Origin of the sequence: Gaiella occulta, assembly GCF_003351045.1 — a bacterium.
GTDB classification, from domain to species: Bacteria; Actinomycetota; Thermoleophilia; order Gaiellales; family Gaiellaceae; genus Gaiella; species Gaiella occulta.
The window spans coordinates 81866-108514 of record NZ_QQZY01000001.1; the positions used below are offsets into that span (position 1 = coordinate 81866).

Here is a 26649-nt window from a genome sequence, read left to right on the forward strand (position 1 = left end):
GTGGGCGTCGTCGGCGACATCGAGCGGCAGCTGGCGCGGCTGCGCGCGCGCGGCGTGGCCGACGGCATGCCGGAGCTGCGCACGAGCACGCTGACCCATCTCGTGTGGGCGCCGCCCGAGTGGCTGCCGCAGGCGCGCGCGACCCTCGCGGGCCTGCTCGAGCGCCATCCGGCGCGCACCATCTTCCTCGTCCCCGAGCCCGGTCGCAAGGCGCGGATCGAGGCGACGGCGTCGCTGCAGGACTTCCAGCTCCACGGCCTTGCGCGCGAGGTGCTCTCCGAGGTGATCGAGATACGCCTGCGCGGCCCCGCGTCGCGCCACCCGGCCTCGATCGTGCTGCCGCTCCTCCTCTCCGACCTGCCGGCGTTCTGCCGCTGGCGGGGCGAGCCCGCCTGGGCGAGCAGCGCGTTCGGCGAGATCGTCGGCGTCTGCGACCGCCTCGTCGTCGACTCGTCGGAGTGGCGGCGCCTCCCCTCCGCCTACGGCGAGCTGGCGGCCCTGTTCGACCGCGTGGCGGTGTCGGACATCGCGTTCTCGCGCACGCTGCCGTGGCGTCGCAAGCTGTCCGAGCTGTGGCCGGGGATCGGCTCGATCGAGAGATTGCGCGTGGAGGGCCCGCGGGCTGACGCGGAGCTCGTGGCCGGTTGGCTGCGCGCGCGCCTCGGGCGCGCGGTGGCGCTGTCGCGCCGGGAGGCCTCGACGGCAACGGCGATGTGGGTGGACGGCAAGCCGGTCGCCGCCCCCGGCGAGGCGCCGAGCGCGAGCGAGCTGCTGTCGGCCGAGCTCGACCGCTTCGGCCGCGACCCCGTGTACGAGGCCGCGGTGCGGGCGACGCGGAAACAGGGGTGAAGCTGGCCCCTCACCTCACACCACAACGTATGGTGGCCTGCAGGGGGTGAGGTTTCAGCCTCCCCCGCCGGTCTGGGCGCTTCCCACAGCGCGATCCGCCGGCCGTCGGAGCGCGGCCCTAGCCGGAGCCGGCTGCATCGCGCCTTCTCGCGAGCTGTGAGAGCGCTACCGCGAGCACAAGCGCACTGCCGTAGAAGAGTTGCTGAACGAACGTCTGCACCCCGAGGAGCTGCAAACCCGTGATCCCGGTGACGAGGAAGTACACGGCCGCGATCGAGCCCAGCGGATTGAACCGACCCGGCATGATCGTCGTCGCTCCGAGGAACGCGGCCGCGAAGGCCGGCAACAGGAAGCTCAAGGAAGAGGTTGGGTCGGCCGACCCGAGCGTGCCGGTGTAGAGCACGCCTGCGAACGCGCTGATCACACCCGAAGCGATGAAGGCACCCCAGCGAAGCCTTGCGACCCGGATGCCGCTGAGGCGCGCGACGTTGCGGCCGCGGCCGACGAACAGCAACCGCCGGCCGACCGGCATGTACTCGAACACGTAGAACATGATCACCCCGAGTGCGATCCCGTAGTAGAACGCGAGCGGGATCCCGAGGAAGCGGTTGACGACGACGACGTCGATCAGGGGTTGGGAGATGCCGCTGATCGTCTGCGAGTCGCTGATCCAGAGGATGACGCCGGCGATGAACGTCGACGTTCCGAGCGTGACGATCAGCGAGTCGATCCCGAGGAGTACGACGAGCGCACCGTTGATCAACCCGACCAGGAGCCCGACGACGACCGCAGCGACGATGGCCATCGCGATCGACCAACCGTGGTCGACGTTCAGGATCGCGAGCGTCATGCCGGAGAGCCCCATCGTGGCCGCGACGGAAAGGTCGTAGTCACCGGCGGTCAGTGGCGGCAGCAGGGCCAGCGTCAGCACGACGAGAATTGCCTGCGAGCCGAAGATCGTCGAGAAGTTCGCGGTCGTCAGGAACGTTTCGGGCCGAAGGACCCCGAAGACGACGATGACGAGGCCCCAGGCGCCGAGTAGCGCGTACCGTTCCATCAGGTCGGCGACACGCGATCGCGAGCGCTCCCGGGCCGCCGGGTTCGCCGGCTCCGTGCTCTCGGTTGTCGAGATCATGCGACCACCCCCGCGACCTCGGCGGCCATGGCGGCGTAGCTCTGCTCGATGATCCGTTCCTTCGTCACGTCGTCGCCCACGAGCTCCCGCCAGATACGGCCTCGGCCGAAGACGATCACGCGGTCGCAGAGGAGCGAGAGCTGCTCGTAGTCGCTGCTCGCGCACAGCACGTGCATGCCGCGCTCCTCGACTGCGGTGCGGATGAGCCCGAAGATCTGCTGGCGCGCTCCGACGTCGACGCCCTGCGTGGGCTCGTCCAGCAACAGGAGCCGCGGCTCGGTCTGGAACCACTTCGCGAGCAGCGCCTTCTGCTGGTTGCCGCCCGAGAGCGCGCCGTACGGCAGCGACGGGTCGTTCGGCCGCACGTCGAACTCCTGCATCAGCGACCGGGTTTCCCGCCGCATCCGGCGCAGCTCGAGCGAGACGCCGTTGAAGTAGCGATCGAGCACCGTGAGCGCCAGGTTCTCGACCACGGGGAGTGAGCCGACGCTGCCGTCGGTCTTCCGGTCGGCGGGGATGAGCGCGATGCCGGAGCGCGTCGCTGCGGTCGGCTTCAGGCGCGTGAGATCGGTCTCGTCGCCCCGGAGCACGAGCCGGCCGGCCCGGGCCGGCCGCGCCCCGTAGAGCAAGTACGGGACTTCCTCGAAGCCGGAGCCGATCAGCCCGGTCAGGCCGACGATCTCACCCTCGTGCATCTGGAAGGAGACGTCGTTGACGGTCGAGCCGCTCAGCCCCTCGACCGAGACACCGACCCGCCGCTCGGTCATGTCCGCATGCTCGACGTCGCCGAGCTTCGCGAGCTGGCAGCCGATGATCATCTCGACGAACGTCGTCTCGCTCGTCTCGCGCGTGCCGACCGTGCCGACGAGCGCGCCGTCGCGCAGGACGGTGACGCGGTCGGTGATCTCGCGCACCTCGTCGAGGTCGTGCGAGACGAAGAGGATGCTCGCGCCGGCCGTCGCCGCGTCGCGGACGAGCGAGAACAGCACCTCGATCCCCTCTCGCGGCAGGAAGACCGTCGGCTCGTCGAGCACGAGCACACCCTGGCCGGCGCCGACGCTGCGGATCTCCTCGATCGCACGGACGATCGCGAGCAGCGCCCGCTCGACCGGCTTAAGCTCGGCGACGCTCGCCGTCGGGTCGATCCGCAGGCCGTAGCGCTCGAACGTCTCGCGCGCCCGCCTGCGCTCGCGTCGCCAGGAGATCCCGAAGCGGGAGCGCGACGACGCGAGCTCAGCCACGCGCAGGTTCTCGAGCACGCTGAGCGACTCGATCAGCCCGAGATCCTGATGCACGAAGCTGAGCCCAAGCTCGCGGAACTGCCCAGGGGCGAGCGGCAGCCGTACCGGCTCGCCGTCGATCAGCAGCTCCCCCTCGTCCGGGTCGTGGAAGCCGGCCAGGACTTTGATCAACGTCGACTTGCCCGAGCCGTTCTCCCCGAGGAGGCCGTGGACCTCCCCGGGGAGCAGGCTCAGGCCGACTCCGCAAAGCGCCTGCGTTCCGCCGAAGCTCTTCGACAGGTTGCGCAGCTCGAGCCGCGGAGGTGCGACCTCCTCCTCCACCGCTACCGCAGGCCCCAGAGCTTGCGGTAGCCGCTGACGTACGAGTTGCCCCAGCCCGACGTGAAGTTCGGGCCGGCCTGCGCGATGTTCGTCTTGTCGAAGACGCGCACCGGCACGCGGGCGTTCTTCACGGGCTCGAGGCCGCCCATGATTCGCATCGACTGGTCGGCGATCGCGTAGCCGATCCACTCGAGGTTCTCGCCGACGTTCATCGTGACGATGTCGCCTTGCTTGACCATCTTGAGGATCTCGGGCGTCCCGTTGAACGTCGAGACCTTCACCCGGCCGGTTCGGCCCGCGGCGCGGATCGCCGCGGCCGCGAACGGCACCTCTGCGCTGTCGTAGAGGGCGATCACGTAGTTGATCCCCGGGTCGCCCGTCAGGGCCGCCTGGACGTTCGGCTGGATCTTCGTCGCGACGTCGGCGATCGTCACGTCGGTGAACTTCAACTTGCAGCCGGAGCAGTACTTGCGGAACTCCTCGCGGATGCCGGCCACCATCGGCAGCGTCGACTTCACCTGGTTGATCGTCACGACGATCGCGTTGGCCTTGCCCTTCGTGTCCGCGATCGCCTGGTCTGCGATCAGCCGGCCGGCGATCTTGTAGGGGATGTTGACGAGGCCGCCGACGTTGGGCGCGGCCGGCTGGTTGTCGTCGTAGAGGTGCGCGACGATCGTCGGGATCCCCTTCGCCTTCGCCGCCTTGATCTGGGGCTGGAGCCCGGCCGGGTCGTTGCCGGCGAGCAGCACGATCGCGCTCGCCCGCTGTGCGATCGCAGCGTTCATTCCCTGCACCCACTGCGAGGGCTGGCCCTGGTTCTGCCAGATCGTCACCTTCACGCCGACCGGGCCGGCGATGCGCTTGATGTGGTTCGCGATCGTCGAGACGAAGGGGATCTGGCTCGACGCCGGGATGATGAAGATCGTCTTGCCGCCCGCCCTCGCCTTCGCGTTGAAGGCAGGGCCCGGCGCGACGAACGTCGGCACCGCCTTGTGCTTGTTGAGGTTCGCCTGCGCCCCCGTCCAGGACGCCGTGGGCGCCGCCACACCGGTGGCGATCGCCACCGCCGCCGCCGCGATCGCGGCGGCGAGAATCGAGCCCCGTTGCTTCATTCGTTGCCCTCCAGTCCGTAGTGCGTTCGAGCCGATGTCCGGCTCACGTATCCATCGATCAGATCTTCCTGGACCGCCTCGCGGTCCCGTTCCAGCGGGTCGCCGTAGCCGCCGCCGCACGGCGAGATCAGGCAGAGCCGGTCACCGGCGGCTGCCTTTCGGTAGGGGAACTTGGACGGCAGCTCCAGCTCGCGGTCGGTACCCCGGTTGAGTATGACCGCGCCCGGCGTCCCCTCCGCCCCGCCGAAGAGGCCTGGCGGCGCCGTGACCGATCCGTCGCCCTCGAGCGAGTAACCGGCGTCGTCGAGGAATTCGATCTCACGCGTGGTTCCGAGCCCGCCCCGCCACCGGCCCGGGCCGCCTCGGTCCTCGAGCAGCTCGTACTGCGTGACGCGCAGCGGGAAGTGCGACTCGATGTCCTCGATCGGGTTGTTGCGTGTGTTCGCGTACAGCGTGTCCACGGCGTCGAGGCCGTCCTTGCCGAAGCGCCCGCCGTAGCTCCCCTCCTGGATGTCCATGTACACCCAGTGCCGGCCGCCGCTAAAGCCCGAGTAGGCGACCACCTTGAGGTTGCCGACACCTGCGCCGACGCGCTCAGGCAGGACCGGCGCGAGGGCGCGCATGAGCGTGTCGGCGACGATGTTGCCGCCGCAGAAGCGGGCGATCGTCGGGGCCGGGAAGGTCGGGTTGGCGATGCAGCCCTCGGGTGCGACGATCGAGATCGCGCGGAAGAGCCCCGAGTTCGTCGGTACCGGGCCATGCGTCCAGGCGTCGAGCAGGATCGAGCGCAGCGTGACCCAGATCGCGATGTCGACGGTGCCGACGAAGGGCATATTGATCGGCAGGTCGACCTGGGGTGCCGTCCCCGTCAGGTCGACGGTGATCTCCGACCCCTCGACGGTGACGGCGACCTTGACCTTCAGGTTCTTGTACGCCGGGTCGGGGTGGTCGACGAACCCGTCGAGGTACCCCTCCGCCTCGTAGGTGCCGTCCGGGAGCTGCTCGATCTCGTGCCGCAGAATCCGGTCGGAGTAGTCCATCAGGTCCTCGCTCGCGTTCCTGACGGTCTCCAACCCGTAGCGGTCGATCAGCTCGACGAAGCGGCCAGCGCCGATCTTGCAGGCCGCGATCTGCGCCTCCATGTCGCCGACGACGAGGTGGGGCGCCCGGCAGTTGTCGCGGAGGATCTGCCAGATGAAGTCGTTCTTGCGGCTTTCCTCCTCGATCTTGATCGCGTTGAACTGGAGCCCCTCGGCGTACGCATCGGTCGCGTCGACGATGCCGCAGCTCCCCGGCGTCAGCGCGCCGAGGTCGAGGTGGTGCGCCGTGGTCGCCGAAAAGCCGACGAGCTCGCCTTCGTAGAAGACCGGGACGACGAATCCGACGTCAGGCTGGTGCGAGGCGCCGTAGTAGGAGTGGTTGTGGATGACGACGTCGCCGGGTCGCCATTGGTGACTCAGCTCGGCGAAGCGGCGGTTGATGCCGGCGATGTAGCCCGGGATCGGTCCCGACTGTAGCGGCGTTGACTGCGTCGACTCGCAGAGCTGGCGGCCGTCGGCGTCGCACAGAACGCAGCCGAAGTCCTCCGACTCGCGGATGATCGAGGAGTAAGCCATGCGGGCGAGCTTGTGGCCCATCTCGACCGCGATCGAGTCGAGTGCGCCGGCGATGACGGCCGCGGTGACCGGGTCGACTCTTGTCTGAACGGGAGTCATGAGGCGCTCACCTTCGTCAGGATCAGGTTTCCGGACGCGTCGGCCTGGGCGTTCCACCCGGGGGGGACGACGGTCGTCGTGTCGAGGTGGAAGATGACTGCGGGCCCCGTGAACGACTCGTCGAGCGGCAGCAAGCCGCGGTCGTAGAAGCGGGTCACCAGAGCCTGCAAGGTGCCGCCGACGCGGAAGACGCTCTCGCTCGTCGCCACGAGTGCGGCGTCGAGTCTGCCGTTAGTCACGGGGACCGAATCGAGGCTTGGCCTGCGGCCGACCGCGGTGACGCGGGCGTTGACAATCTCGATTGGGTCGTGGTAGGCGCTCCCGTACTCGCGCTCGTGCAGGACGTGGAACTGCTCCAGGGCCGCCTCGGAGAACGGGCCCTCTTGAAGCGTCACGCGGAGCTCGTAGCCCTGGCCCACGTAGCGGCAGTCGAGCGCGCGGATCACCTCGACGTCCCGGCCGGACACGCCGTCGCGCTCAAGCCAGCCGCGGAGCTCCGCTGCGAGTCCGTCGAGCTCGCGGTTCAACCGGCCGACGTCGACGCTTCCCTGCAGTTGGAATACGGTCCGCATCTGGTCGTACTTGAGGTCGCTCGTCAGCAGGCCGCCCGCTGAGGTGATGCCCGGGTGCGGCGGCACGAGCACCTCGGGAATCTCGAGCAGATCGGCGACGTCGGCGGCGTGCAACGGGCCGGCCCCGCCGAAGGCAACGAGTGCGAACTCCCGGGGATCGTGGCCCTTCTCGATCGTGCGCGAGCGGATCGCGCGTGCCATGTTCGAGTTGGCAATCGTGAGAATGCCTTCTGCTGTCTCGAGGAGGCCGAGGCCGAGTCGCTCGGAGAGCTTCTTGACGACGGTGACCGCGGCCTCGCGGTCGAGCTTCATCCGGCCTCCCAGGAAGCGCTCGGGATCGATGCGGCCGAGCACGACGTGCGCGTCGCTGATCGTCGGCTCCCGGCCGCCGTGGCCGTAGCAGGCAGGCCCCGGGATCGCACGGGCGCTTCGTGGGCCGACGCGGAAGGCGCCGCCCTCATCGACGTAGGCGATCGAGCCGCCGCCGGCACCGATCGTATGCACGTCGAGCATCGGCACGAGCAGCGGATAGCCGCCAACCCAGGTGTCACGGGCCGAGGCTTCGCTGACACCGTCCTCGGTGACGATGCCGATATCGGCCGACGTTCCGCCCATATCGAAGGTGATCAGCCTCCGTCGTCCGGCGAGTGCGGCCGCCCACTGGCCGCCGAGGATCCCAGCAGCAGGGCCGGACAGGAGAAGTGTCACCGGCCGTTCGGCCGCGGTGCGCACGCTCGCAACGCCTCCGCTCGACATCATCACGTGAAGCTCGCCCGTCACGCCTTCGGCCTCGAGTGCCGTTCCCAGCCGGTGGAGGTACGTGCCGGTCCTGGGGCCGACAAAGGCGCTCATGGTTGCGGTCGTGAAGCGTTCGAACTCACGGAACTGCGGGAAGATGTCGGCGCTTGTCGTAACGAACGCATCTGGCATTTCCTCCCTGACGATCGCGGCGGCGCGGCGTTCGTGATCCGGATTGAGGTAGGAGAAGAGGAAGCAGACCGCGACCGCCTCGACGCCGTCGTCGCGCAGTTCTCGTGCTGCGGTCCGGACCTCGTCCTCGGCGAGCGGCACCAACACCTCCCCGTTTGGGGGGACGACCCGCTCACTGACGACCTTTCGGTGGCGGCGCCGCACGAACGGCAGCGTCTGCCACGGGATGTCTTGCATCACCGAGTAGTGGAGCGGACGCTGGTGGCGACCGATGTGGACGACGTCGCGGAAGCCGCGGGTCGTGATCATTCCGGCGACGGATCCGTCGTGCTCGAGGATGGCGTTCGTTGCCACCGTCGTGCCGTGGAAGACTCCGGTCACGTCGGCCGCAGTGAGACCCGCTTCGGCGCAGAGCTCGGCAAGGCCCAGAACCATCGCGCGCTCCGGTTCATCGGGCGTGGAGGGCACCTTGTGGACGCGGACATCACCGGACTCCATGTCGTACAGCATGAAGTCCGTGAACGTGCCACCGATGTCAACACCGACAACGCGCATGAAGCACCTACTCCGCTCGCAGGAAGTCCCGGAGTGCTGTCGCGAGAACGCGCATCCCCAGGTCGACGTGAGACGGGTCGCTGAACTCGTCCGGGGAATGACTGATGCCACCTCTGCTCGGGACGAAGAACATTGCGGCAGGCACGTGCCGTCCCACGACCATCGCGTCATGTCCCGCGCCACTCGACATCCGCATCGTGCGGGCGCCTTCGATGATCGCCGCGTGCTCGACGGCGTCGGCGAGCCGTGGGTCGAGCTCGAGGGGCTCGAGCGAGAACGTCTGCTGCAGATCGAACTCCAGACTCTCCTCTGTCGCCACGCGGGCCACAGTCTCCCGCACGAGACGCTCGACGTCCGCCATGCTCTCGGGCGTCGCAGCGCGAGCGTCGATCGTGAAGTCGGCGAGCCCTGGCACGACGTTTGCGCCACCGGGTGCGACGGCGATCTTGCCGACGTTCGTCGTGACGTCTTTCCGTGCCCGCGCCTGATCGCGCAGCTCGAGGGCGATCCGAGCGGCGCCGACGAACGCGTCGCGGCGCAGCTGCATCGGCGTCGTACCGGCATGGTTCGCTTCTCCGAGGAGCCGTACGCGGTAGCCGCGTAGACCGACGATCGAGGTGACGACGCCGATGTCGCGACCCTCAGCCTCGAGCACGCGGCCCTGCTCGACGTGCAGCTCGAGATATGCGCCCACCCGCCCGACCCGACGTGCGTCGCCGACGCGTTCGAGATCGAAACCAGCCGCGGCCATTGCCTCGCGCAGCGTTGTCCCGGAAGCATCCACGCGGTCACCGAGCTCGCGCACATCCCCGCCCGCGAACGCCCGGCTGCCGAAGAGGGCCGTATTGAAGCGTGTGCCTTCCTCGTCCATGAAGGCCGCGATCCAGAGAGGCCGACCGGGTTCGAACCCTTCACCCTTGAGGAGTTCGACCGCATGGACTGCCGCGACGACACCAAGCACGCCGTCGAAGCGCCCGCCAGTAGGGACGGTGTCGAGATGCGACCCGACGAGAACGGGGAGGCCGGTGCCAACCTCCCAGCGTGCGAGGAGGTTGCCGGCGGCGTCGATCTCGACGGGGATCCCGAGCGCTTCGAGCCGATCGCGAACCCAGGCGTACGCCTCGAATAGCTCCGGAGACCAGGCGATGCGGGTGACGCCTCCGTTGATATCGCGCCCGATCTCCGCGAGCTCGTCGAGACTCGCAGCAACAGACCCGCGGGGCTCTTCGCTACTCCTGTCTGTCGTGGTGGCTCTCATGGGCAGCAGGTCCTACCTCGGGTGGGCCCGCGCAACGCCAGCTTTCCTAGGTAGGGTTGTGACCTGCGTCTGTTGGCATCACGGTCGGATCTGGTAGATAGGTCGAGACTATATACCTTTGTGGGTCGACCGCAAGGTGTGCCAGCTCACGCAGCCGATCAGGCAGCCTTCGGACAGGAGCGGCACGTGACGCCGCCGGCCCACGACTCGAGGTGAGGTGTCGATGACGGATCCAGCGACGGAGGGAAAGGCCGACCAGCGCCGTGCGACACCCGCTGACGATGGGCTCTATGGACTGAAGCAGTCGTCTCGCACAGCGGCGCAGCCGGCTGATCGTCACCTGAGCCGGTTTCGGCCGATTCGGTTGAAGACGGCATCCGACGAGGTAGTGGCGGTGCTCGCGGATGCCATCCGCGGAGGGCTCTACCAGACGGGTGACCTCCTTCCGGCCGAGCGAGATCTCGCGCAGAAGCTCGGAGTGAGCCGTACGGTCGTCCGCGAAGCCATCGCGAGCCTGCGGCGCGCGGATGTCGTGTCGGTGCGGCGCGGGGTCGGGGGGGGTACGGTGATTCAATCCGTTGCGAATCTCCCGGCCGTGCTCGCGGGACTCCACACCGAATCGCGCGACAGTCTTCGATCGCTTCTCGAGGCACGTCGATCGGTCGAGCCCGCGGCGGCGCTACTCGCGGCCAAGAGGGCATCCGTTGAGGAGTTCGCGGGGCTGGAACGGCTCGTCGCGCTTCTCGAGGACCACCTCGTTGCGCCGGAGGCGTTCTTCGAGCTCGATGCACATTTCCACGTCGCGATCGGCGAGCTCTCGAAGAACTCCGTGGTTGCCGAGTTTCAGCGCGAGACGTTCAACCGAATCTCCGTGATCCGGGCCGAGTACCCCGTCGGGCGGGTCGATCGCGAGCGCGCGGTCGCCAACCAGCAGGATACGATGGCGGCGCTGAAGAGTCGGCGTCGGGCCCGGATCATCGCATCGCTCGACAACCACCTAGGTGCCGTCGAGGAGTACTTCCTGGGTGAGCGGTTGCGTTTCCTCTGGTGACCGCTCGCGGTACTCGATCCGGCGCTGGTCAGCGCGGTCGACATCGGTCTGGAACCCGTTCGGAGATTCCTGATGTCATCGCTGAGGCGTGATGGCTTCGAGCAGGGCGCGGTGCAGCAGTCCGTTCGACGACACCGCGGTGCCGCCGTCGGCCCGCGCCACGCCCTCGCGGTCGCTGAAGCGCCCGCCCGCCTCCTCGACGATCGGCTGGATCGCGGCGAGATCCCAGATCGTGACGCCGACGGCGTCGATCGCCCCGTCGACGGCGCCCTCGGCGACGAGCATGTGCGCCCAGAAGTCGCCGTAGGCGCGCGGGTGCCAGCAGCGCTGGGCGAGGGCCGGCGGCCGCTGCTCGAGCGCGAAGCTGAGGACCGCGTCCTCGACGCGCGCCACCGCCGAAACGTGGATCGGATCGCCGTCGGCGAACGCTCCCTGCCCGCGCTCGGCCCACCAGCGCCGGCCCAGCGCAGGGGCGGAGACGACGCCGAGGCGGAGCGCTCCGTCCTCCTCGAGCGCGATCAGCGTCGCCCACACCGGGATCCCGCGCGAGTAGTTGCGCGTGCCGTCGATCGGGTCGACGATCCAGCGTCTGCCGCCGCCGCCGCTGACCCCGAACTCCTCTCCGAGCATGCCGTCGCCGGGGCGCTCCGAGGCGAGGCGCGTACGGATCGCCTCCTCCACGGCGCGGTCGGCCTCGGTCACCGGCGTCAGGTCGGGCTTGGTCTCGACGACGAGGTCGCGCGCGCGGAAGCGGCCGAGGGAGATACCGTCGGCCGTGTCGGCGAGCTCGAGCGCGAGTGTGAGGTCGGGGCTCATCCGAGCCCCGACCCTACTCAATCGGCTAGCGCGAGGAGGCGATGAGCCGGAACTTCGGCTTGGCGACGGTGAGCCGCAGCGGTGCCGACCATGTCATCGCCTGGCGGCCGGCAGGCATCGCGGGGTCGACGCCGCGCACCCGGTACCACCAGGACCCGGTCTTGAGGGGAAGCGACACGGCCGTGCCGCCGGTGACGTCGATGCGCTTGATAGCGCGCCACGGATACCGCGTGCGCGACCACTCGACCTGGTAGGTCTCCGCGCCCGGCACCGGCTTCCAGGCGACGAGCGGCGCGCCGTGGAAGACGCTGTTCGCCCCGGAGGAGGCCACGAGGCGGCCGGTCGGGGAGAGCCCGGACGCGAACGGCGTGCCCTGGCCCGCGACCGCCGGCGAGGAGACCTTGCCGAACTGCAGCACCCTTCCGGCCGCGCAGGCGTCCTGCGGCAGCTCGACGTCGCTGTAGGTGTACGCGCTGATCGTGCCGGTGTCGTCGAACGTGGGAACCGGGGCGACCGGCACGACCGTCCAGTAGAAGCGCCCGTTGGGCCAGCCGCTCTCGAGGAGGTCGATCGGCGGCCAGCCGGAGATCGTCGGCAGGGGCGTGCCCGCGGACGTCGCATCGCTTCCCGCGCCGGCCGCCGTGCTGCTGCTCGACGAGCTCGAGGAGGACGTCGCGCCGCCCGCGGCGACGGGGACGAGCGCCTCGGTGGGCTTCACCGGCGCCCCGTCGACCGTCGTCGGCTTCGGCTCGTCGCCGACGGCGATGGTCGTCGTCGCGGCCGCCGCGAGGGCCTTCGGGTCCGTCGGCAGCGCGAGCGTCCCGGCTCGGCGCGGCACATAGGACTGCCCGCCCACGACCGCGCCCGTGAAGACCGTGTTCACACAGCGCGCGTCGGAGAACACGTAGACGCGGAAGAGCGTGTGGCGCGCCCCGCTCGCGTCGGCCGTGCCGCTGAAGACGAAGGCGGGCGTCATCTCGTGGGCGCGCACGACGCTCGACGTGCTCGTCGCGGCCGCCGACACCGACGCCAGCGGGCGTACGACGCCGCCCGCGAGGGTGGGGTTCGTCGCCGTGTATCGGGGACTCCAGGGCCCGTACGAGACGGGCGGCAGGTGGTTGAGCGCGACTCTGGCGGGATCGACGCGGCGCACCGCGCGCACGCGCCAGACGACGGGGCCGAGCGGCGCCGTCCGGAAGGCGTAGATCTCGCGCTCGTCGGCGGCCGTCGTGCGCGACTCGAACTTCCGGTTGATGGAGGGGAGCCACACCTGGTAGCTCGTCGCGCCCTCGACCGGGGTCCACTGCAGCATGCCCGGGTAGGTCGACACCTGCTTCGGCACGTCCGTCCACTCCAGGTTGAATCCGTACGGGCGGCTCCACGCCGTGACGCCCCGGCTCGTGACGGCGCGGACGCGGGCGTAGGCCGCGTACGGCGCGCCGGTCATCCACGGCAGCGTCACCGGCAGGGCGACGGCAGGGCCGCGCAGACCGGAGCTGGCCCAGAAGATCGAGCCGTCCTGGAAGGCGGCGGTCTTCGAGAGCTGGAACTCGTAGCGGTAGGCGCCGCGCACCGGGGCCCAGGAGAACGACGGCGTGCGCGGGAACACGTGTATCGCGGGCTCGCTCGCGCGCAGGAGGAAGGGCTTGAGTCCCTGCGGGGGGCCGAGGGAGGTGGTGCTCTGGGCGAGCGCCGAGCCGGAGAGGAGCGTCACGGCGGCGGCGGCGAGGAGGGCGAGGCGGACATATCGCATAGCCCCTATGTCGGCAGGCGCGCGCCGGCTGCACTCCCCCTATGGGGGGAGGGCCGAGGGCGCAGGCGCCGGCACACCCACGTCGTTGTGCGGAAGCGCACACAGTGCGTTATCGTCCGCGTCCACCACCCCGAAGGAGGAGGACATGCACACCTACGTGATCCTGCGGCGCAGCGGCTGGGCCTCGCCCGAGGAGCTGCAAGCGGCCGCCGCCCGGTCGTCGAGGGTCGGTGACGACGAGATGAGCGACGACATCCGCTGGGTCCGCTCCTACGTGATGAAGGAGCCCGACGGCACGCTCGGCACCGTCTGCGTCTACCAGGCATCGAGCCCGGAGGCGATCCGTGAGCACGCCTCGCGGGCGATGCTCCCCGTCGACGAGATCGTCGAGGTCGGCGACACCGTGGTCGTCCGCCCCGACCCGGCCGCCGTCGCGTCCTGACGGGCCTCGCCCGGGGGCGGCAGGGCCGCGTCAGTCGAGCTGCAGGTAGATCAGCGCGACCGCGAACGTGCCGAGGAAGAGCAGCAGGAAGAGCCCGAACAGAGCCCAGCCGAGCCGCATGTTCCGTCGTTCGAGCTCCGGATCCATCATCTCCACCGGTATTCGGGTTTCAGACAAGCATCTCGGGTTTCAGACAAGCATCTCAGGTTTCAGACAAGCAACGGGTCGATCGCCGCCGCGACGAACAGCAGGGCGAGGTAGCCGAGAGAGTAGTGGAACAGCACGACCGCGCGTCGCCGCGAGGCGTCGAGTCGCAGCCGCCAGGCGAGGAGGAGGAAATATGCGCCGAGCAGTGCCGCCGCCCCCGTGTACAGCGGGCCCAGCCACCAGCCGACGGCCACCGTGAAGGCCACCAGCAGCACCGAGTAGAGCAGGATCTGCCGCGTCGTCTCGCGGTCGCCGCGGGTGCCCGGGAGCATCGGGACGCCGGCCGCCTGGTAATGCTCCTTGATCATAAGCGCGAGCGCCCAGAAGTGGGGCGGCGTCCACAGGAACACGATCAGGAACAGCCACAGCGCGGGCAGCGTCAGGCTGCCGGTCGCGGCGGCGAAGCCGACGAGCGGCGGCACCGCTCCCGCCGCGCCTCCGATGACGATGTTCAGGTCGGTCGAGCGCTTCAGGTAGCCGGTGTAGACGACGACGTAGAACAGCCCTCCCGCGAGCGCGAGCAGGGCCGTGAGCACGTTCACCGTCGAGGCGAGCAGCACGAACGACAGCGCCGTCAGCGTGAGGCCGAACTCGAGCGCACGCGGGGCGGGCATGCGGCCGGACGCGACCGGGCGCGCAGCGGTGCGCTCGCCCATGAGCCTGTCGATGTCGGCGTCCATCACGTGGTTGAGCGCGCTCGCACCGCCGCAGGCGAGCGCGAGCCCTGTCGTCATCGCGAGGAAGTCCCAGCCGTCGGGAAGCCCGCCGGCGCCGACGAACATGCCCGCGGCGCCGGTGAGCAGGAGCAGTGTCATGATCCGCGGCTTCGTCAGCGTCAGGTAGTCGCGCAGGGGCCCGACCGGGAGCCGCTCGCCGCGGAACGAGACGACGAGCGCGACGAGCGACGCGGCGAGCGACGATGCGGCGGCGGCGACGTGCAGGCCGACCGCCCAGCGGGCATCTCCCGCCCAGCCGACGATGCCGCCGGTGGCGATCGCCGCGAGCATGAGCCCGACGGCTGTCGATGTGGAGGCGAGCAGGCGCGGATAGGCGACCTTCGCGCCCACGGCGGCGGCGACGAGAAGCGGCAGCGCGACGAGCGCGGCCTCCCAGTGCCCGCGGCCGAACTCGAGCGCGGCGCTCGTGACGACGACGGCCGTGGCTGCCGCGCCGCCGGCGATCGTCAGGCGCAGCAGCGGGCCGGGCGCAGCCGACGGCTCAGAGGGCACCCGACTCCTTCAGCTTGCGGCGCAGGTCGTACAGGGGGCGAGCGCTCGTCACGTACGGGACGGAGTCGAAGTTGTGCGCCGGCGGCGGCGAGGTCGTGTACCACTCGAGCGTGTCGCCGAGCCACGGGTCGTTGCCGGCGCGCCTGCCCTTGACGCTCTTCACGATCGCGAGCAGGAACACGAGCATGCCGACGCCCATCACGAACGAGCCGATCGTGGAGGCGAGGTTGTAGGCCTGCAGCAGGCCACCGTCCTGGTAGGTGAAGACGCGCCGCGGCATCCCGAGCAGCCCCGCCATGTGCTGGGGGAAGAACGTCAGGTTGAAGCCGGCGAAGACGAGCCAGAACGTGAGCTTGCCGAGCCGCTCGTCGAGCAGGCGGCCGAACAGCTTCGGCCACCAGTAGAAGAGCCCGCCCATGATGGCGAACACGGCGCCGCCGAAGAGGACGTAGTGGAAGTGCCCGACGACGAAGTAGGTGTCGGTGAGCTGCCAGTCGACGGGGAACGCGGCCAGGTAGATGCCCGTGAGCCCGCCGAAGGTGAAGACGGACAGGAACGCGAGCGAGAACAGCATCGGCGTGTCGAAGCTCAGGTTGCCGCGCCACAGCGTGGCGAGCCAGTTGAAGATCTTCATCCCGGTCGGCACGGCGATCACCATCGACGCGAGCATGAACCAGATGCTGAGCGGGGTCGAGAGCCCGACCGCGAACATGTGGTGGCCCCACACGAGCATCGAGAAGAAGCCGATCGCGATCGTCGAGAAGGCGATCGCCTTGTAGCCGAAGATCGGCTTGCGGCTGAACACCGGCAGGATCTCCGAGATGATCCCCATCGCCGGCAGGATCATGATGTAGACCTCGGGGTGCCCGAAGAACCAGAACACGTGCTGGTAGAGGACGGGGCTGCCGCCCGCCTCCGGCGCGAAGAAGTGGAAGGTGCCGGGGAACTGGCGCTCGAGCAGGAGCGCCGTGAGGCCGGCCGAGAGGGCCGGCAGCACGAGCAGGAGCAGCCACGCATACACGTAGATCGACCACACGAACAGCGGCATCCGCGTCCACGACATGCCGCGGGCGCGCATGTTCTGGATCGTGACGACGAAGTTGATCGCCCCCACGACCGACGAGATCGTGAGGATGTGGAGCGACAGGATCCACAGATCCTGGCCGTTGCCCGGCGAGATCAGCGACAGCGGCGGGTAGGCCGTCCAGCCCGTGTTGGCGGCGCCGCCCTTGGCGAAGAACGAGAGCGTGAAGACGAGTCCGGCGAACAGGTAGAGCCAGTACGACAGCGCGTTCAGGCGCGGGAACGCCATGTCGCCGGCGCCGATCATGAGCGGCACGAGGAAGTTCGCGAGCCCGGCGAGGATGGGGACGACGACGAAGAAGACCATGCCCGTGCCGTGCATCGTCACGGCCTCGTTGTACGCGTCGCCGGTGAGGATCGACTGGTCGGCCTGGGCAAGCTGGGTGCGGATGAGCAGCGCCAGGAAGCCGGAGAGGGCGAAGAACGCGCCCGCCGTGGCGATGTAGAGGATCCCGATGCGCTTGTGGTCGACGGTGACGAGCCAGCTCGCGACGCGACCGCGTTGCCAGGCCGGGATCGCCGGCGCGGCGTCGACGTTAGTTGCCACCGGCGAAGCGCTCCTTCAGGTAGCCGGTCATCGCACGCATCTGCGCGTCGCTCCAGTCGCGTCCGATCGCGGGCATCAGGTTCTGGCCCTTGCGCAGCAGGACGTCGATCGCTTTCGCGTCGGTGACGATCCGCGACCCCTTCAGCGCCGGCGCGTTGGCGGCGACCTTGCCCTCGCCTGCGAGCCCGTGGCACTTCGCGCACCCGCCCACGTAGAGCTCGCGCCCGAGCGGCGAGGTGCCGGCGTCCTGCGCGTCCTTCCTGGTCGTGAGCCACGTCTCGAACTCCGCCTTCGGCAGCACCTCGACGGCGGCGAGCATGCGGGCATGGTTGAGGCCGCACAGCTCGGCGCACTGGCCGCGGAAGACGCCCGTCCGCTCCGCCGCGAACCAGGTGCGGTTGACGCGGCCGGGAATCGCGTCGATCTTGCCGCCGAGCGCCGGGATCCACCACGAGTGGATGACGTCGAAGACGGGCGCCGTCACCTCGAGCTCGACGGTGGTGCCCTGCGGGGCGCGGAGCTCGTCGATCGCGATGACGCCGTTCGGGTACTCGTACTGCCAGTAGTACTGGCGCCCCGTCACCTTGACGACGAGGTTCGGGCTCCCGGCCGTGGCGGCGGGCACGTCCCTGATGCCGGGCAGCTTCGCCAGCACGAACACGGCGATCGCGACGAGGATCAGCACGGGCCCGATCGTCCACATCGTCTCCAGGCGCGTCGAGCCGTGGATCTGCGCGCCGTCGGCGTCGCGGGAGCGCCGGCGCCGGCGGAAGCGCACGATGAACGCGAGCAGCAGCGACTCGACGAGCACGAAGACGGCGACGACGAAGATCGTGACGAACCAGTAGCTCCGGGAGATGCCCTCGGCGTTCGGCGACTGCGGCGAGACGGGGGCGAAGCCGCCGCTGCCCGCGAACGCGGGAGCCGCCGAGGCAAGGAGCGCCGGCAGCGCGCCGGCGGGTAGGAGGAGCTTCGAGCGCACGCTGGCTGTCATTCTATGAGCGTGACCGAGAAAGCGCGTCAGCGAACCCGCGTGCGGCTTCCGACCGACGTGACGCGGCCGTTCGAGGTGTACGTCAACGGGGTGCCGCAGCAGGAGGGGCCGGACTTCGTCGTGCGCGACGGTTCGCTCGTGTTCGACCGGCAGATGCGGGTGGAAGGGCGGCTGGGGCTCGTGCGCTGGGCGTCGATCGCACTCGGCATCGCCGGCAGCTACGGGCAGAACGACTCGGTCGACGTCGTCTACGAGCGCGACGGTCGCCGTGTCGTGGCCGCGAAGCTCCCCGTCGAGCCCTGCGACTGACCCGCCTCGTCGCGGTCAGGCCGGCGCCAGCACGAGCCAGGCGAACCCGAGCGCGCCGCGGTAGCCCTCCTCGTAGCGGCGTCTGCGCTCGGCCGCGTGGACGACCGCCTCCGGGTCGCCCGCAGCCTCGAGGCCGGAGCGCCGGGCCGCCTCGAATGCGTCCCACTCCTCCTGCGTCGACACGCTCGACTCGACGATGCGGAAGCCGGCCTGCTCCGCCGTGCGCAGGAGGCCCGCCTGCACGGGCAGCTCGCCGACCGCCTCTCGCGCCACGGCGCCCGGCGGCCGGGCCCAGAAGCCGTCGCCGAAGAGGACGAGGCCGCCCGGGTCGACGATGCCGCGGAGGGCGCGCAGGGCGGGCGTCGCCCCGCCCCAGGCGTGCGCCGCCGCCACGCAGAGCACGACGTCGCCGTGATCCTCGAACGTGGCGCAGTCGCCCTCGACGAACTCGACGCGCCCGTGCAGGCCGCGACGGGCGGCCTGCCGCCTCCCGCGGTCGAGGGCGTCGCGGTCGGAGTCGACGCCGGTGCCGGTCGTCGCCGGGTGCGCGGCGAGCATCCGCAACAGCAGCTCGCCCCAGCCGCAGCCGAGGTCGAGCACGTGACGGCCGGGCGCGATCGCGAGCGACGAGACGAGCGCGTCGGCCCGCGCCTCCGAGAGAGGCGCGTCGAAGACGAGCCCCGCGTGCGCGAGGCGGCGCAGCGCCTCAGACACGAGCGGCCGCCTCCCCGGCCCGGCGCAGGCGCGCCGCCTCGCCGGGGCCGAGCCGGCCCGGCTCGAGCCGCCACGACCAGTTGCCGCCCACCTCGCCCGGCCGGTTCATACGGGCCTCCGAGCCCAGCTCGAGCACGTCCTGCGCGGGCACGACGGCGAGCGCGCAGCGCGACGACAGCGCCAGCTCGAGCAGCGGCCACGGCTCCTGCCCCGGGAAATGGCCGGCCAGCGTGTCGGTGTCATGGGTAGACGTGTACACGACCTGGTTGACGCGATGATGCTCGAGCCGGTGCGGGTTGTCGGCCGGGCCGCCGAACGCCCACAGGAGAACCACCATGCCGGGGAAGCCGAGCTCGTCGCGCAGAGCCTGCACGTCGGGCGTGATCAGCCCGAGATCCTCGGCGATCACGGGGAGCGGGCCGAGCTCCGCTTCGGCCGCGCGGAACACGGCGGCGCCCGGCCCGGGCGTCCAGTGCCCCTCGCGCGCGGTCTCCGCGCTCGCGGGCACCGTCCAGTAGCCGGCGAAGCCGCGGAAGTGGTCGATGCGGAAGACGTCGACGAGGCCGAGCACGCGTCGCATCCGCTCCGTCCACCAGCGGTAGCCCTCGCGCGCGAGCGCCTCCCAGTCGTAGAGCGGATTGCCCCATTTCTGGCCCTCGCCGTTGAGCGGATCGGGAGGTGCTCCCGCCACGACGTCGCCGGGAAGGAAGAGCTCGGGGTGTGCCGTGTGGTCGCAGCCTCCCCGGGCGACGTAGATCGGCACGTCGCCGACGATGCGCACGCCGCGCTGCGCGGCGTAGGCGCGCAGCGCCGACCACTCCCGCTCGACGCGTACCTGCCCGGCGAGCGCGTCGCCGCCGGCGTAGTCGACCCAGTCGCCGATCCAGTAGGCGTGGCGCCGCTCGAACGCGCGCAGATCGGACGGCGCGACGGCCGCTCCGGGGTCCGCGAGCAGCCCCGGCCAGCACGCGAACGCCGACGTCGACGCGTACGGGGATCCGAACTCGTCGGGCGGGTTCAGCGGCAGCACCTGCCACCAGCGCACCCCGGCGGCGGCCAGCCAGTCGACGAACGCGTAGGCCTCTGGCCCGAGGCGGCCGCCCGGCAGCGAGGTGGGATGGAGGGCGACACCGAGGGAGCGCGTGAGCCACATGGCCCGGACTGTTTACCTTGTCGGGGCATGGCAGCGCCGCGAATCCAGATCCAGGACGTCTCGCCGCAGGTGGATTGTGGCCGCTACGCGGCAAAGGCGTGCCTCGGCGACGCCGTCCCGGTCGCGGCCACGATCTTCCGCGACGGCCACGTCGTGCTGCGGGCGGTGGTGCGCTACCGCCCCGCGGGCGCCCGCCGCTGGCGCGAGTCGCAGCTCGTCGCGGTCGGCAACGACCGCTGGCAGGGGTCGTTCGTGCCCGACGCGCTCGGCCGCTGGGAGCTGCGCGTGCTCGCCTGGACGGACCCGTACGCGACCTTGCTCGACGAGCTCGATCGCAAGCTCGCCGCCGGCCAGGCCGACCTCGCCGGCGAGCTGGCCGAGGGCGAGGCGCTGTTCGGTGCCGGCGCGCTCGACGACTGGCGCGCCGCGGCCCCCGCGCTCTCCGACCGCGCGCGCCACGACAGCGCGAGGAGCGTCGCGCTCGCCGTCGACGTCGAGCGGGTGCGGGCGCGCTTCGGTGCCTGGTACGAGCTCTTCCCGCGCTCGTGGGGCGGGTTCCGCGGCGTCGCGGCCGTCCTGCCGCAGCTTGCCGCCCTCGGGTTCGACGTCGTCTACCTGCCTCCCGTCCACCCGATCGGCGTCACGCAGCGCAAGGGCCGCAACAACGCCGAGACGGCGCGGCCCGGCGACGTCGGCAGTCCGTGGGCGATCGGCTCCGCAGCCGGGGGCCACGACGCGTTGCACCCCGACCTCGGCAGCGACGCCGACTTCGGCGCGATGGTCGCGGCGGCGCGCGAGGCGGGCGTCGAGATCGCGCTCGATTTCGCCATCCAGTGCTCCCCCGACCACCCGTGGCTCGCCGAGCATCCCGAGTGGTTCCGTCGCCGCCCCGACGGCTCGATCGCCTACGCGGAGAACCCGCCCAAGCGCTACCAGGACATCCACAACCTGAACTGGGACACGAGCGACCGCGAGGGGTTGTGGCAGGCGCTGCGAGACGTGGTGCTCGGCTGGTGTGGCCGCGGCATCCGCATCTTCCGCGTCGACAACCCGCACACCAAGCCGGTGCCGTTCTGGGAGTGGCTGATCGCCGAGGTGCGCGCCGCCTACCCGGAGACGATCTTCCTCGCGGAGGCGTTCACGCGGCCCGCGCCGATGACGACGCTCGCCAAGGTGGGCTTCGGTCAGTCGTACACCTACTTCACCTGGAAGAACAGCAAGGCCGAGATCGTCGAGCTCGTCGAGCAGGTGCTGTCGTGGTCGGCCTTCTACCGGCCCAACATGTGGCCGAACACGCCCGACATCCTGCACGCCTACCTGCAGCGGGGCGGCCGCCCCGCGTTCGAGGCGCGGCTGGTGCTCGCGGCGACCCTCTCGCCGAGCTACGGCATCTACTCGGGCTACGAGTCCTGCGAGAACGTGCCCGTGCGGCCCGGCAGCGAGGAGTACCGCGACTCCGAGAAGTACGAGCTGAAGCGCCGCAGCCTGGTCGGGCCGCTGCTGCCGTTGATCCGGCGCCTGAACGAGGCGCGCCGCGCCCATCCGGCGCTGCAGCGGCTCGAGCGGCTGACCTGGCTCGAGACGCACAACGACGAGCTGATCGCGTACTGCAAGCGCGACGACGACGACGCGGTGCTCGTCGTCGTCAACCTGGATCCCCACGCACCCCGGGAAGGGTTGTGCGTCGTGCCGCCGTCGCTCGGGTTGCCAGGAGCCTTCGCGGCCGTCGACCTGCTCGACGGCAGCGCGTACCGCTGGCGCACGGGCCGCAACTACGTGAAGCTCGCGCCGGGCGGCGCGCACGTGCTGGCCGTCGAGGGTGCATCATGACCGGCATGCCGCCCGATGCGTCCCCGTCGTCGAGCGCCGCGGGAGAGCACTGGTTCGAACGGGAGCCGCTGTGGTTCAAGACGGCGGTCTTCTACGAGATCCACACGCGCGCGTTCTACGACTCCAACGACGACGGCTCGGGCGACTTCCGCGGGCTCACGCAGAAGCTCGACTACCTGCAGTGGCTCGGCGTCGACTGCGTGTGGCTTCTGCCCTTCTACGCGTCGCCGCTGCGCGACGGCGGCTACGACATCGCCGACTTCTACGCCGTGCACCCCGACTACGGGACGATCGACGATCTGCAGCAGTTCGTCGAGGGTGCCCACCGGCGCGGCATCCGGGTGATCGCCGACCTCGTCATGAACCACACCTCGGACGAGCATCCGTGGTTCCAGGAGTCGCGGTCGTCCCCGGACTCGCCGAAGCGCGACTGGTACGTGTGGTCGGACACGGTGCACCGGTACGAGGACGCGCGCATCATCTTCGTCGACTCCGAGCGCTCGAACTGGACGTGGGACGAGCAGGCCGGCGCGTACTACTGGCACCGCTTCTTCCACCACCAGCCGGACCTCAACTACGAGTGCGCCGAGGTGCAGGAGGCGATGCTCGACGTGGTGCGCTTCTGGCTCGACCTCGGGCTCGACGGGCTGCGACTCGACGCCGTCCCCTACCTCTTCGAGGAAGAGGGGACGATCTGCGAGAACCTGCCCGCGACGCACGCGTTCCTCAAGCGCGTGCGTGCCCTGGTGGACGCCCGCTACCCCGATCGCGTGCTGCTCGCCGAGGCAAACCAGTGGCCGGAAGATGTCGTCGCGTACTTCGGCGACGGAGACGAATGCCATATGGCGTTCCACTTCCCCGTCATGCCGCGCATGTTCATGGCCCTGCGGCGCGAGGAGGCGAAGCCGATCGTCGAGATCCTCGAGCGCACGCCCCCGATCCCGCGCACCGCGCAGTGGGGGCTGTTCCTGCGCAACCACGACGAGCTCACGCTCGAGATGGTGACCGGGGAGGAGCGCGACTACATGGTCGCCGAGTACGCGAAGGATCCGCGCATGAAGCTCAACGTCGGCATCCGCCGCCGGCTCGCGCCGCTGCTCGACGGCGGCAGGGACGAGATCGAGCTCCTGCACGCGATCCTCTTCTCGCTGCCCGGCTCGCCCCTCCTCTACTACGGCGACGAGATCGGCATGGGCGACAACGTGTACCTCGGCGACCGCGACGGCGTGCGCACGCCGATGCAGTGGACGGCGGATCGCAACGGCGGTTTCTCGCGGGCCGACTTCGCGCAGCTCTACCTGCCGCCGCTGATGGATCCGCTGTTCGGGTACCAGGCGGTCAACGTCGAGGCGCAGCTTCGCTCGCCCACGTCGCTGCTGCGCTGGATGCGCCGCTTCATCGAGCTGCGCAAGGAGCACCCCGTGTTCGGGCTCGGCGACTACGAGGCCCTGCAGCCGGACAACCCGCGCGTGTTCGCGCACGTGCGCGAACACGAGCAGGACGTCGTGCTCTGCGTCCACAACCTCGCCCGCTCGGCGCAGGCGGTCGAGCTCGACCTCTCGCGCTGGCGCGGCCGCGTGCCGGTCGAGATGCTCGGGCGCAGCCCGTTCCCGCGCATCGGCGAGATGCCCTACCTGCTCACGCTCGCGCCGCGCGGGTTCTTCTGGTTCCTCCTCAGCGAGGCAGAAGCCGAGTGAGCGGCATCGCGTCGGTCTCCTCCGAGCTGCTGCTCGAGCTCGTCACCGGGGAGCGATGGTTCGCGTCGAAGGGTCGAGAGGCCGAGAGCGCGCACGTGGCCGCCGTCGCGCACGCGGGCGACGGCGTCGAGCTCGCGTTCGTGGAGGTGCGGTTCCCCGACGGCCGGCACGAGACGTATCTCGTCGCCGCCTCGGTCGAGGACGGCGTGCCACGCGACGCGCTCGGCGACCCGGCGCACGTGCGCTGGCTGGCCTCGCTCGCCGGGGTCGACGCAGCCTGCGACACGGTGCGGCCGATGGGGGTGGAGCAGTCGAACTCCTCGCTCGTGCTGGACGAGCGCCACGTGCTGAAGCTCTACCGGCGGCTCGAGGCCGGCCCCAATCCGGAGCTCGAGCTGCTGCGCGCGCTCGGCTCGTCCGGCTTCGCCAACGCCCCCCGCCTGGTGGGGGCGCTCGAGCACGCCGCCGATCCGCTCGAGGCGGCCCTCGCCGTCGTCACCGAGTTCGTCCCCGCCGCAGGCGGGGGCTGGGAGCTGGCCCTGGACTCGCTCGCGGCAGGCGATCCGGGCTGGCTGCCGGCGAGGGCGCGCCGGCTCGGCGAGGTGACCGGCACGATGCACTCCGTCCTCGCCGCGTCGACCGACCCGCACCTCGCGCCCGAGGAGGCGAGCGTCGAGTCGGTCTCGCTGCTCGCCGCGACCGTCGACGAGGACGTGGGCCGGCTCGTCGCCGAGATGCCCGCGCTCGAGGACATCCCCCTGGGGCGTCGCATGGAGGAGCTGCGCGACCTCGTGCAGGAGCTCGCTCGCGTCGGGCCGCCGGGGATGGTCGCGCGCGTGCACGGCGACTTCCACCTCGGCCAGGTGCTGTGGAGCGACAGCGGCGACTGGGTCGTGATCGACTTCGAAGGGGAGCCCGGCCGCCCGCTCGCGGAGCGCCGGCGCCGCACGTTCGCGTTGCGCGACGTCGCCGGGATGCTGCGATCGTTCGACTACGCGGCCGACGGGGCGCGGCTGTTGCACGGCGTCGAGGCGCCTGCCGGCTGGGAGGCGGCCTGCCGGGCGGCGTTCCTCGACGGCTGGCACGCGACGGTCGACCGGCGGCTCCTGCCGGGCAGCGAGGCGGGATGCGAGCGGCTGCTCGGCCTGCTCGAGCTGCAGAAGCTGCTCTACGAGCTGCGCTACGAGCTCGGCAACCGCCCCGGTTGGGTCGGCATCCCCGTCGCGGCCCTCGAGCGGATGCTGGAGCGGCTGTGAGCGCCGGGCTCGGCGACCTCGACCTCCACCTCGCCGGCGAAGGGCGCCACGAGCGGCTGTACGAGCGCCTCGGCGCGCACGCGCTCGACGGCGGCGGCGTCCGCTTCGCCGTGTGGGCGCCGAACGCGCGATCCGTCTCGGTCGTCGGCGACTGGAACTCCTGGAGCGCCGGCGCCGATCCGCTGGCGCCGGCGGCGTCGTCCGGGATCTGGGAGGGCGTCGCCGCGAACGCCGCCGAGGGTCACCGCTACAAGCTCGCCGTGGCGGGCGCGGACGGCATCACCCGCCTCAAGGCGGACCCCTACGCGGCGTACGCCGAGGAGCCGCCCGCGAACGCGTCGGTCGTCTTCCGCTCCCGCTACGTCTGGGGCGACGAGGCGTGGCTCGCCGAGCGCCGCGCCGCCGACCCGCTCGCCCGGCCGCTCTCGATCTACGAGGTGCACGCCGGCTCGTGGCGGCGCGGGCTCTCGTGGCGGCAGCTCGCGGCGGATCTCGGGCCCTACGTCGAGGAGCTCGGGTTCACGCACGTCGAGCTGATGCCGGTGATGCAGCATCCGTACGCACCCTCGTGGGGCTACCAGGTGAGCGGCTACTACGCGCCGCAGTCGACGTTCGGCACCCCCGACGACTTCCGCTTCCTCGTCGACGAGCTGCACCGCCGCGGCATCGGCGTCATCCTCGACTGGGTTCCCGCGCACTTCCCGCGCGACGAGTGGGCGCTCGCGCGCTTCGACGGAACCGCGCTCTACGAGCACGAGGACGCGCGCCGCGGGGCGCACCCGGACTGGGGGACGCTGATCTTCAACCTCTCGCGCCACGAGGTGCGCAACTTCCTGCTCGCCAACGCGCTCTACTGGGTGCGCGACTTCCACGCCGACGGGCTGCGCGTCGACGCGGTCGCGTCGATGCTCTACCTCGACTACTCGCGCAAGGCCGGCGAGTGGGTGCCGAACGAGCGCGGAGGGCGCGAGAACCTCGAGGCCGTCGCGTTCCTGCGCGAGCTGAACGAGGTGCTGCACGATCGCGAGCCCGGCATCGCCGTCATCGCTGAGGAGTCGACCGCCTGGCCCGGCGTGTCGCGGCCGACGTCGACGGGTGGGCTCGGCTTCACCTTCAAGTGGAACATGGGATGGATGCACGATGTGCTCTCCTATCTCGGGCACGAGCCCGTGCACCGGCGCTTCCACCACGACGAGCTCACCTTTCCGCTCGTGTACGCCTGGGACGAGAACTTCGTGCTGCCGCTCTCGCACGACGAGGTGGTGCACGGCAAGCGCTCGCTGCTCGCCAAGATGCCGGGCGACCGCTGGCAGCAGCTTGCGAACCTGCGCGCCCTCTACGCGACGATGTGGGCGCACCCCGGCAAGCAGCTCCTGTTCATGGGCGGCGAGCTCGCGCAGTGGGACGAGTGGTCGGAGGCGCGGTCGCTCGACTGGCCGCTGCTCGACGACCCCGACCACGCCGGCGTGCGCACGCTGCTGAGCGACCTCAATGCCCTCTACCGCGCCGAGCCGGCGCTGTGGGAGGTCGACTTCCGTCCCGAGGGCTTCGCCTGGCTCGTCGGCGACGCGCGCGACGAGAACGTGATCGCGTTCGCCCGCTTCTCCGCCGCCGGCGACCGCGTGCTCGTGTGCGCGACGAACTTCTCGCCGTGCGTGCGCGAGGGGTGGCGGCTGCCGCTGCCCCGCGGCGGGAGCTGGCGCGAGGCGCTCAACAGCGACTCGCGCTTCTATGCCGGCTCGGATGTCGGCAACGGCCTCGGCGTCGAGGCGGAGGCGGTGCCCATGCACGGGCAGCCGTTCTCGGCGCCGCTGACGCTGCCGCCGCTCGCGACGGTGTGGCTCGTGCCCGACGCGGGCTGAGCGGTACGTAGGCTGTCG

At 70.6% G+C, this 26649-nt stretch carries 21 protein-coding genes; 8 read left to right on the forward strand and 13 right to left on the reverse strand.

The window, feature by feature from the left end; genetic code table 11:
• Positions 1-849: a glucose-6-phosphate dehydrogenase assembly protein OpcA gene (locus Gocc_RS00400; protein WP_114794563.1), complete on the forward strand. Its 849-nt coding sequence runs from the start codon at positions 1-3 to the stop codon at positions 847-849.
• Positions 850-967: 118 nt separating this feature from the next.
• Here the strand turns inward: Gocc_RS00400 and Gocc_RS00405 are convergent, their stop codons facing one another.
• From Gocc_RS00405 to Gocc_RS00430, 6 genes are read right to left on the reverse strand one after another with little or no spacing between them, the layout of a single operon-like run.
• Complete coding sequence (locus tag Gocc_RS00405) at positions 968-1984, reverse strand: ABC transporter permease (RefSeq protein ID WP_114794564.1); 1017 nt, start codon at positions 1982-1984, stop codon at positions 968-970.
• Complete coding sequence (locus Gocc_RS00410) at positions 1981-3546, reverse strand: sugar ABC transporter ATP-binding protein (protein WP_181813252.1); 1566 nt, start codon at positions 3544-3546, stop codon at positions 1981-1983. The genes Gocc_RS00405 and Gocc_RS00410 overlap by 4 nt, the downstream gene beginning before the upstream one ends.
• A 2-nt stretch (positions 3547-3548) precedes the next feature.
• The gene (locus tag Gocc_RS00415) at positions 3549-4658 is read right to left on the reverse strand and encodes a sugar ABC transporter substrate-binding protein (RefSeq protein ID WP_114794565.1); all 1110 of its coding nucleotides are present in this window, start codon (positions 4656-4658) and stop codon (positions 3549-3551) included.
• Positions 4655-6373 carry a hydantoinase B/oxoprolinase family protein gene (locus tag Gocc_RS00420; protein WP_114794566.1) on the reverse strand — a complete coding sequence of 573 codons (1719 nt, stop codon included), beginning with the start codon at positions 6371-6373 and terminating at the stop codon, positions 4655-4657. Before Gocc_RS00420 ends, Gocc_RS00415 begins: the two co-directional genes overlap by 4 nt.
• Positions 6370-8430: a hydantoinase/oxoprolinase family protein gene (locus Gocc_RS00425; RefSeq protein ID WP_114794567.1), complete on the reverse strand. Its 2061-nt coding sequence runs from the start codon at positions 8428-8430 to the stop codon at positions 6370-6372. Before Gocc_RS00425 ends, Gocc_RS00420 begins: the two co-directional genes overlap by 4 nt.
• A 7-nt stretch (positions 8431-8437) precedes the next feature.
• Positions 8438-9688 (reverse strand): M20 family metallo-hydrolase, encoded by a 1251-nt coding sequence (locus Gocc_RS00430; protein ID WP_114794568.1) that lies wholly within the window; start codon positions 9686-9688, stop codon positions 8438-8440.
• 223 nt (positions 9689-9911) lie between these two features.
• Between Gocc_RS00430 and Gocc_RS00435 the strand changes: the two genes are divergently transcribed.
• Complete coding sequence (locus Gocc_RS00435) at positions 9912-10739, forward strand: FadR/GntR family transcriptional regulator (protein WP_147281133.1); 828 nt, start codon at positions 9912-9914, stop codon at positions 10737-10739.
• A 75-nt stretch (positions 10740-10814) separates the two neighbouring features.
• Here the strand turns inward: Gocc_RS00435 and Gocc_RS00440 are convergent, their stop codons facing one another.
• Both Gocc_RS00440 and Gocc_RS00445 read right to left on the reverse strand, forming a co-directional pair.
• Positions 10815-11555, reverse strand: coding sequence for an inositol monophosphatase family protein (locus tag Gocc_RS00440; RefSeq protein ID WP_114794570.1), 741 nt, complete (start codon positions 11553-11555; stop codon positions 10815-10817).
• Between the two features lie 25 nt (positions 11556-11580).
• Positions 11581-13308, reverse strand: coding sequence for a hypothetical protein (locus tag Gocc_RS00445; protein ID WP_114794571.1), 1728 nt, complete (start codon positions 13306-13308; stop codon positions 11581-11583).
• Positions 13309-13453: 145 nt separating this feature from the next.
• On the opposite strand from Gocc_RS00445, the gene Gocc_RS00450 reads away from it, so the two are divergent.
• Positions 13454-13750, forward strand: a complete 297-nt coding sequence (locus Gocc_RS00450) for a DUF4242 domain-containing protein (protein WP_114794572.1) — start codon at positions 13454-13456, stop codon at positions 13748-13750.
• Between the two features lie 209 nt (positions 13751-13959).
• Here Gocc_RS00450 and Gocc_RS00455 read toward each other — a convergent pair whose 3' ends face one another.
• Genes Gocc_RS00455 through coxB form a run of 3 tightly spaced genes read right to left on the reverse strand, consistent with a single transcriptional unit; the run spans position 13960 to position 17798 of the window.
• Complete coding sequence (locus Gocc_RS00455) at positions 13960-15186, reverse strand: heme o synthase (RefSeq protein ID WP_220150367.1); 1227 nt, start codon at positions 15184-15186, stop codon at positions 13960-13962.
• Positions 15176-16816 carry a cytochrome c oxidase subunit I gene (gene ctaD, locus Gocc_RS00460; RefSeq protein WP_114794573.1) on the reverse strand — a complete coding sequence of 547 codons (1641 nt, stop codon included), beginning with the start codon at positions 16814-16816 and terminating at the stop codon, positions 15176-15178. Before ctaD ends, Gocc_RS00455 begins: the two co-directional genes overlap by 11 nt.
• Complete coding sequence (gene coxB, locus Gocc_RS00465; protein WP_181813253.1) at positions 16806-17798, reverse strand: cytochrome c oxidase subunit II; 993 nt, start codon at positions 17796-17798, stop codon at positions 16806-16808. Before coxB ends, ctaD begins: the two co-directional genes overlap by 11 nt.
• 21 nt (positions 17799-17819) lie before the next feature.
• On the opposite strand from coxB, the gene Gocc_RS00470 reads away from it, so the two are divergent.
• Positions 17820-18119, forward strand: coding sequence for a hypothetical protein (locus Gocc_RS00470; protein ID WP_147281134.1), 300 nt, complete (start codon positions 17820-17822; stop codon positions 18117-18119).
• Positions 18120-18134: 15 nt separating this feature from the next.
• Here the strand turns inward: Gocc_RS00470 and Gocc_RS00475 are convergent, their stop codons facing one another.
• Both Gocc_RS00475 and Gocc_RS00480 read right to left on the reverse strand, forming a co-directional pair.
• On the reverse strand, positions 18135-18833 hold the full coding sequence (locus tag Gocc_RS00475; RefSeq protein WP_114794576.1) for an SAM-dependent methyltransferase: 699 nt from the start codon (positions 18831-18833) through the stop codon (positions 18135-18137).
• Positions 18826-19986, reverse strand: coding sequence for a 4-alpha-glucanotransferase (locus Gocc_RS00480; protein ID WP_114794577.1), 1161 nt, complete (start codon positions 19984-19986; stop codon positions 18826-18828). The genes Gocc_RS00475 and Gocc_RS00480 overlap by 8 nt, the downstream gene beginning before the upstream one ends.
• Before the next feature lie 27 nt (positions 19987-20013).
• Here Gocc_RS00480 and Gocc_RS00485 point away from each other — a divergent pair, with 27 nt between their 5' ends.
• The 4 genes from Gocc_RS00485 to glgB are packed head-to-tail and all read left to right on the forward strand — an operon-like array spanning position 20014 to position 26631.
• Entirely contained in the window at positions 20014-21816 is a 1803-nt protein-coding gene (locus tag Gocc_RS00485; protein ID WP_114794578.1) for an alpha-1,4-glucan--maltose-1-phosphate maltosyltransferase, read from the forward strand.
• A 5-nt stretch (positions 21817-21821) separates the two neighbouring features.
• Positions 21822-23513: a maltose alpha-D-glucosyltransferase gene (gene treS, locus Gocc_RS00490; protein WP_422717970.1), complete on the forward strand. Its 1692-nt coding sequence runs from the start codon at positions 21822-21824 to the stop codon at positions 23511-23513.
• Entirely contained in the window at positions 23510-24769 is a 1260-nt protein-coding gene (locus Gocc_RS16475) for a phosphotransferase (RefSeq protein ID WP_220150368.1), read from the forward strand. The genes treS and Gocc_RS16475 overlap by 4 nt, the downstream gene beginning before the upstream one ends.
• A complete protein-coding gene (gene glgB, locus Gocc_RS00495) occupies positions 24766-26631 on the forward strand; it encodes a 1,4-alpha-glucan branching protein GlgB (protein ID WP_220150369.1) in 1866 nt (621 codons plus the stop codon). Before Gocc_RS16475 ends, glgB begins: the two co-directional genes overlap by 4 nt.
• The last annotated feature ends 18 nt before the right edge of the window (positions 26632-26649 follow it).